The sequence below is a fragment of the Polyangium jinanense genome (genome assembly GCF_028435365.1).
Window position 1 is genome coordinate 36,244 of sequence record NZ_JAGTJJ010000080.1, and the last position, 7,554, is coordinate 43,797.

Sequence of the window (7,554 nt, forward strand, 5' to 3'; positions counted from 1 at the left end):
CAGGCGCGCCGAAGTCGTGCGTGTGGGCATCGGGCGTTTCGCACGTCCCGGCACGGACGAGGATCGAGCTGGGGGTCGGTGAGCATGTCCCCGTGACAGCGCCACACTCACATGCAGGGCACGCCGAAGCAGGCACGTGTAGATCAGCGAAACCGCTCCCGCCAAACGCTCCAACGTTGCCGGGGCAGAAGAGCGGCGCCTTCGCAGAAGAGGGACCGATCCAGAAGGGCTCCGGTTCGTGGAAGCCGTTGGGAGCGTTCATGATGCAGACGCCATCGCAACTCCGTGCGCTTGAGTCGGGTTCACCAACAGAGCCATCCGCGCCGTCTGCGCCAGCGTCGTTCAACGCGCGTACTTTGACGCACCCCGGATCATCGTAGATGGGATCCGTGGGGTCATTGCAGGGGAGGATCAGGTCACCGCCGCAGCCCTGCACCGCAGCGACGGGAGCAGCAACACCAGCGAGAACAACGAGAAGAGCCCACCGACCCATGAATCACCCCTTACCAGACAAACTTGGACAAACCTAGAAGATCAGCAAAGCATCTGCACCCAGAGAACCAGCCACGGACGAACCTGGCCAGAGTGGGAACGGATCCGTTCGCACTGCTTGCCCGCTCAACGGGATCACGAAGTCACCCCACAAGCGCACACCGAAGCGCTTCTGAGTGACGAACTCGATGCCGCCACGACCTCCCACGCCTGCTCGCGGTGGCGTGCTCCGTGGGCCCACCTCCCCCGAGGAGAACACGTCTCGGCCAAGCCAGTTGAGCTGCAACAGCCCACACCCGAACAACCATCGCCAGTGCACGCACGGCGCGGTCCCGACGGCCCAGGACATCACCTGTGCGTCTGGGAACCCTTCAAGCTCTCCAAGCCCCCACACCGCGCGCCCTTCGAGCCCGACTGAGAGCCACCCACGCCGCCACGCTGCAAAGATTTGAGGTCCAACGGCTGCGCCGGGCGTCGCGCCGAGCACGACAGCCGCCCCCGCGCCGAGGACCACACGCCCGCGTGAGTTCGTCGAGACAGAACGGGCGGCAGGCTCTTCGGGTGCTGGTGTTGTTTGCGGTGCAGCCGGTGGTGGCGGTGGCTCGACCTGCGCCGGCGGCGCCGCTGGCGTCGCCTTCGCCTTCATCGTGAACTCCACCGGCATCCGCCCACCCCGCGCCGCCTCGATCTCCTTCGTCTCCTCCTCAAACCCCTCAAGCCTCGCGCGGAGCTCATGCTTTCCCGCCGCGACGAACAACCAGAAGTCTGCCGGTCCTTCCTGTACGGTGCGCCCGTCGAGCTCGACGCGCACGCCCGTCCTGTCGAGCCTCACGTCGAGCCGGCAAATCTCTCGCCGCGTGACATCGTACGCCATCACGAACTGCACCCGCTCGGCGGGTGACGCTCCCGCGTCGGGCTCCTCGAGCGCGCGGTGAAGCTGCGACGCGGCCGCGGCATGCTCGCCGAGCTCGAGCAGCACGAGGCCGAGGCGCCCGACCACGGTTAGATCGTCACGAAGCTTCAGCGCGTCCGAGTAGGCGACGACCGCCTCCGCCCATCGCCGCCCTGCGCGGGCCCGGTTGCCCGCCTCGACAAGCTGCTCGAAGCTCGGCGCGCTGGTCGTCCTCGAGGCAGGCCCCGCGGCCGCGGTCCCCCCCGCGGGGGCGAGCCCCAGGAGGACGAAGACGAAGGCCCGCCACGCCACCCTCATGCGCGACCGCTCCGGGGCGGTACGGTGGTTTTGCGGGTGGTCGTGGGCGGCTGGCTCGTCGGGGGGCGTGTCGTGCGTCGCCTCGAGGGGACGGGGGCGTGTCGGTCGAGGTACTCGCGGAGAGCCTCTTCGACGACCTCCCATTCCTTTCGGCGGCCTTCGAAGGCGAAGCGCTCAAGGCGCTCGCTCGTCTGGGGCAGGAGGTAGACTGTCTTCCGGACCTGCTCGACACCGGAGCGCTTGCGCCGGACGAGGGCCGGATCGGGGGGGAGAGCGGGAGGCGTGCGTGGGGCCATCGTCAGCGACGGTACCACCACACGGCCGGGCTCGTCCACGGCAAACGTTGGAGTGTCAAGACGTCTCGACGGCATGACACCGTAGCGTCTCATTTAGCGGAAAAATGCGTTGGCGTATTTTATTGGCGCGCGCATCCTCTCCAATATGGGCGAGCCGGAGAGCGAAGGCGGACTCGACGCCGCCGACTTACAGGGCACGGAATGGGGAGGACACCCCCTCTTTCCGAGGCCGGAGACCGAGACCGGGCCGGATCGGCGCCGGTTCGACATCATCCAGGTGCAGCGGTACCGAGCCGACGGCACGCGGGAGATCTGCCCCAAATCGTGGAAGGGGAGCGAGCTTCGCTCGTTGGAGCAGATCGTCGACGCATACGGGGGCGGGACGTACCAGTTTACGGCGCAATGCGGCCGAACCTTCCGGTTCCAGGCGTTTTCCGACAAGGTGCACCTGCCGGGCCCCTCGCGGCCGTTTGTCGAAATGCGGCTGCCTCCGCCGGAACCAACGCCGGAACCGGCTCCCGTTGCGGCCCCTCCGCCCGCCGCGCCCGTGGCGCAGCCTGCCCCTGCACCAACGCAGCCCGCGCCCCCGCCGGGGCACGTGCCGGGCCCTGCTGTGGCGTACCCGTACCCGCCGCATTACCCGCCGCTCACGGCTCCCTCGAGCAACTCGGACGCGCTCGCGTTCGCGCGTTCGTTGGTCGAGGCTTCCTCGGCGCGGGAATCGACGCTCCTTCGGGCGCTGGTCGAGCGGCCGGCGGCGAAGGAAACGAACCCGCTCGAGGTCGTGCGCGAGATCGTACCGCTCCTCCAGGGGAACGCGGGCGGAACGCAGGCTCTTTTGCAGGGGGTCGAGCTTGCCCGAGGACTCTTGCCGGGGGCGCCCGCGCAACCTGTCCAGCAGCAGCCCGCGCAGCCCGACGAAGATCTGGCTCTTCTCGGGCAGGTTCTTCGCATCATTGCGCCAAACCAGGCACCTGCGCCCGCGGCTGCTCCCCCTCCGGCCGCTGCGGCTCCTCCCGCGGCCACCATCGCGCCGCCACCGGGCGCCCCGCCGCCGGGGTTCGGGTGGGCCTTCACCGCGGCCGGCTGGGTGCTCGTCCAGGTGGCTCACATCCAGCCGCACCCCCTGGGCCCGCCGGCGGCCCCTGCTCCCGCAGCTCCCGCCCCGGCGGCGCCCACAGCGTCCGGCGTGGACCTCGACGCGGCCCTCGGGGCGCTTCTGGCGGACCCTGTCCGGCTCGCGCGACTTCGGGCCGCTCTGGGGGCTCCTCCAGCGCCCGCCACCGCGCCGGACGCCGAGGGCTCGACGGCCCCGAGCGCGGGCCCTGTCGAAGCGGCGCAGCCCAAGGAGAGCGCTCCACAGAATGCCCCCGCGCCGGCCCCGCAGGGCTTGGCTGCGGAACTTGAGGCGCTCACCGGAGATCCCGCCCTCGGCCCGCTCTTCGCCGCGTTGACGGCAGGAGGATCGGCATGACGGTCCTCGTCGCCCAGCGCTCGTTTCCGACGAACCAGGACAAGGCTCGTTGGATGCTCGAGCAGAGCCTTGCGGATGCGGATTTGCCCGCGGTTCGGCGATGGGCGAACGTCTTCCGGCGGCTGCCGCTTGAGGAACGGCCGGCGGCGATCTTGCGGTTCGTTCAGTGGGCGATCGATTACGTGCGGGATCCGGGGCAGGAGGTGCTCGAGGACGCCGCGGTCGCCCTGCTTCGCGGATACGGCGACTGTGACGCGAAATCCCGTGCCTTCGTCGCGCTCTGTATCGCGAGTGGCATCCCCGCGCGAGGGCTCCCCGTGCGCGTCGATCAGGGCTTCCCGCACATCGAGGCGGAAGTCTTCGTCGGCGGTCGCTGGGTGCGCGCGGATCCCACGATCCTCAACTCGGCGATCGGGCAGGTCCCGCCCGCGTCGTCGGCAGTCACGAACTATCGGCCTTAGCCCATGGGGTGCTGCTGCATGGCGAAGCGAAAGTCGGCGAAAGCGGAGCGTGAAAAGCTCGTCAAGGAGGTTTCGCGCACGAATGACAGGGCAGCGATTGCCAAGAAGAAGAAGGCTCTCGGCGACGCCAAGGCGGGCAAGCGTTCGGCCATCAAGGAGGCCCGGACCGCGTGCAAGCTCGACCGCGACCGCACGAACAAAAAGACGCGCGCCGCGTACAAACGTACAATTGGACGAGCGCGTGCCAAGCGGGACGAGCAGCGCGCCGCGGCGCGGTCTCGGTGCGAGGCGGGGATCCGCACGGTCGAGGAGACCTACAACCCGAGGATCAAGAAGTCGGCCGAGGAGCTCGCCGAGGAGCGCCAGCACCAGAACGAGATCCGCCGGGTCGACGCGGCGAACAAGGATCGCCAGCGTTCGCGGGCGAAGTCCTGGGAACGCATGCAGGAGAGCAACGAGGAGGTCGAGCAAAACCTCCCGCCCGAGCTTCGCCCCGTGTGGCACCTCGTGAAGGGCACGATCAAGGCTGGCGGCAGGCGTTCGAGGCTCGAGGCGTTCCTCGAGCGGGTCGAGGAGGATCCCGATCTCGTTCCGCTCGTTCAGGAGCGGCTCGAGCGAGAGAGGCTCAAGCAGCTCGAGCGCGAGGAGGCCGCGCACTTCGAGCAACGGCGGCCGCGGAAGCCGAAGGCGAAGGCCAAGCAGGACGAGGACCTCGGCGACGTCGTCGCGGGGGCCTTCGATGAGGTCGCGTCGTTCTTCGACGAACTCGCAGGGGGCGAAGGCAACCAGGCAGCAGCCTAGGAACGAGGCGTCATGCGAGGTGTGGGCGTCCAGCGCGACTTTTCGAGGCGAATTGCTGCGCGATCGATCGCGATCGTCGCGTCCACGTCGTACCGCACGCGCCGCGAGCCTGCGAAACGCCCTTGCTTCGTGAAGTGCGAGATCACGAGGACCGTGGGCGTCATGGCGCGAACGGCCCGCAAAAGCTCGCCTTGCTCGCGCTGGCTGTCGTTTGTCCACGCCTGTACCGAGTCGATCACGGCAACCGCGGCGCTCGGCGGAACCCCGGCGATGGCCTCGCGCCATGAAATCGAGGGCTTGGAAGGGTCCTCTGGCTGCTGGCCGATGCGCCGCACGTGCCGCGTGGGAGACTTCGTCCGGGCGAAGAGCGCGTCGACGAGGGCCCGATCCTGCTCTGCATCGAGCCAGTACGCGAGGCCGCCGAGCTTCTCGGCCATTTTCGCCGCGAGTTCGGCGCAGAGCGTGGACTTCCCGGCCCCTGGCTCGCCCCCGACGGCCACCTTGCGGCCAGGGACCACGCCGCCGAGGGCCTCAGAGAGCAGGCAGCCGAAATCGATGGGCTCGAGCGAGCGAGAGCCACCGAGGGCCTCGACGACCACGCCCGGCGGGGGCTCGTGCTCGATGGGCTCCCAGACCGAGGCGCCGCACACGCAGAACCCGCCCGAGATCTCGGGCCGCTGACGGCCGCAGATGCGGCACCGGAGAGGAGGTAGACGCATGCCCGGAGCGACGACGTTATCCTATTTGGGCCCGAGTTTCGACCCGTCCCTCGGGGACACGGGCGATCTGTTGTCGATGCTCGGGGGTCTTTTCGGGGGGAATGGTGGAGGGAAACCCGCGCCTTCGGGCGGCATGGGGGCCAGCCTCGGCAACCTCGGGGGAGCCGCGCTTGCCACGAGCCTCGGGATGCCATCACTTGCGCCGCTTGCGTCGGGGCTCGGTGGGGCCCTTGGGGGGCTCGCGGAGCAGGGGATCGCAGCGCTGACGAGGCCGAAGCCGAAGCCGCCGAAGCGCCGGAAGCCGAACGCGAACGACCAAAAGATCCTCGCGGAAGGCCGGGCGATGGCACAGCGCACGGGGATCCAGGCATACGCACAGGATGCCGTCCTCCGCGTGCAACGACCGGCGGATTACAAGCGTTTGCGCGCAGCGGGGAAGCTCCCGTCGCAGATCGCAGAGCGGCAACGGGCCGCCCAGCAGAGCCCCACGCCGCCGCGGACGACGCTTGCGCCTGCAGCGCCGCGCTTGAACTTCGGGCAGTTTTCGCAGGGGGCCGCGCCGGCTCCGACCACGGCCCCGGCGCCCCCCGAACAGCGACCGAACTTCGCCCCGCTCTTCGAGGGCCTCGACGCGGCCGACCGCGCGCACCTCGAGCTCGCGATCCAGGAGGGCCGCGGCGCGGAGACCTGGCGGCAGATCCAAGCCGCGCGAAGTGCTCAGCCTGCGACCAGTCCCGCGGCCACGTTCGCGCCTGACGAACCCCCGCCCATGCCCGAGCTCGACGGGTACAGCGAGACCAGCGGGCCCCCAGATGCGCGGCCGCGGCCGCGGAAGCACCTCGCGATCTTGCCGCTCCAGCAAGGGCAACTCGAGGGCGTGCTCCGGGGCGTCCCGGCCCTGCAAAAGCTCGACAAACGCCTGCTCCGGCTCCTCGCGGGTCGCTCGTCCGTGGCGCGAGACGTCGCCGGCGTCGACCCCTCGAGCGGCGTCTACCACGCGGCCCCGGGCGAGACCGCGTATGGCATCGCGAAGAAGTTGACGGGCAGCCCTGATCGCGTCGCGGAGCTCGTCGCCGCGAATCCCGGCAATCAGGGGCCCGTCTGGCAGCTCCCGCCGGGGTGGTTGATGTTCGAGCGGGATACAGCCGCGCCCGCCACGACGGGGCGCCGGTACACCGTCCTTCAGAATGACACGCCGTACGGCATCGCGAAGAAACTCGGCGCGCTCCCGGTACGCTTGAAATGGTGGTCCGAGCTCAAGGCCGCGAACCCGCACAAGCCCACGAAGGACAACGGCGGCAACTGGGAGAGCCTGTATGCGGGCGAGGAGATCGGGATCCCCGACGAGTGGGCCGCGTCTCCCTCGATCCCGAACCTGAACGGGACGCCGCCAGCGCCTCCGAGTCCCATCCCTTCGACCGGACCGGGACTCCCTGCGCCTGGGCAAACGGGGACGATGGACCCCGGCGTCTACCTCCAGGCGCAAGCGCTGCTGGCTCTCTGGGCCAAGCAGAACCCTGGGGCGTGCGTTCCTGGTGATTTCGGCCTGAATCCCACCGATTTCACGGGCACCGTCACGCCGCGCACCTCGATGGCGCTCGCGAGCTTCCAGGCGTGGTGGAACAAGGCTCGACCCTCGAGCCCGCTCCGCGCCGACGGTGTGCTCGACGAGCTAACCTATCGCGCGCTGTTCACGGTCACGGCTGCGCAAGTCCCCACCCCTGCGCCCACGCCCGAGCAGCCCAAACCGGCCCCCATCCCGACGCCCACCTTGCCCGGCCTGCCGCCGTTCTCGGATTGGCTGGGGAAAGTCCTCGGGGGGAGCTTGCCCATTCCTCCGGCAAACCAGCCGCAGCCCGCGCCCACCCCGACGCCACAAATCCCCGTGCCGCAGCTCCCGCAGCAAATCCCGCCGTGGCTTGAGGGATGGCCCAAGGGGACGGTCCCGAACGCGATCCCGGCGCCGCAGGTGCCCCCGCAGCTCCCAAGCCTGCCGGTTCCACCACTCCCGAGTCCGCCCTTCGTGCCGACGACGCAGCCGACGCCCAAGGACGACGGTTCGGCCGTGCCGTTTCTGACCATGCTGGGCGCTGGTCTTTTC

The 7,554-nt window shown here is 69.6% G+C and carries 5 protein-coding genes and 1 pseudogene; 4 read left to right on the forward strand and 2 right to left on the reverse strand.

Going from position 1 to position 7,554, the window contains the following annotated elements; all coding sequences use genetic code 11:
- Positions 1-526: 526 nt before the first annotated feature.
- Entirely contained in the window at positions 527-1,702 is a 1,176-nt protein-coding gene (locus tag KEG57_RS50110; RefSeq protein WP_272459897.1) for a peptidase associated/transthyretin-like domain-containing protein, read from the reverse strand.
- A 405-nt stretch (positions 1,703-2,107) separates the two neighbouring features.
- Between KEG57_RS50110 and KEG57_RS50115 the strand changes: the two genes are divergently transcribed.
- The 3 genes from KEG57_RS50115 to KEG57_RS50125 are packed head-to-tail and all read left to right on the forward strand — an operon-like array spanning position 2,108 to position 4,734.
- Entirely contained in the window at positions 2,108-3,472 is a 1,365-nt protein-coding gene (locus KEG57_RS50115) for a hypothetical protein (RefSeq protein WP_272459898.1), read from the forward strand.
- Positions 3,469-3,933: a transglutaminase-like domain-containing protein gene (locus tag KEG57_RS50120; RefSeq protein ID WP_272459899.1), complete on the forward strand. Its 465-nt coding sequence runs from the start codon at positions 3,469-3,471 to the stop codon at positions 3,931-3,933. Before KEG57_RS50115 ends, KEG57_RS50120 begins: the two co-directional genes overlap by 4 nt.
- An 18-nt stretch (positions 3,934-3,951) precedes the next feature.
- Positions 3,952-4,734, forward strand: coding sequence for a hypothetical protein (locus tag KEG57_RS50125; RefSeq protein WP_272459900.1), 783 nt, complete (start codon positions 3,952-3,954; stop codon positions 4,732-4,734).
- Here the strand turns inward: KEG57_RS50125 and KEG57_RS50130 are convergent.
- On the reverse strand, positions 4,731-5,453 hold the full coding sequence (locus tag KEG57_RS50130) for a P-loop NTPase family protein (protein ID WP_272459901.1): 723 nt from the start codon (positions 5,451-5,453) through the stop codon (positions 4,731-4,733). The genes KEG57_RS50125 and KEG57_RS50130 overlap by 4 nt on opposite strands.
- On the opposite strand from KEG57_RS50130, the pseudogene KEG57_RS50135 reads away from it, so the two are divergent.
- A pseudogene (locus KEG57_RS50135) lies at positions 5,452-7,554 on the forward strand (LysM peptidoglycan-binding domain-containing protein); the annotation flags it as partial. The gene KEG57_RS50130 and the pseudogene KEG57_RS50135 sit on opposite strands and share 2 nt — an antisense overlap.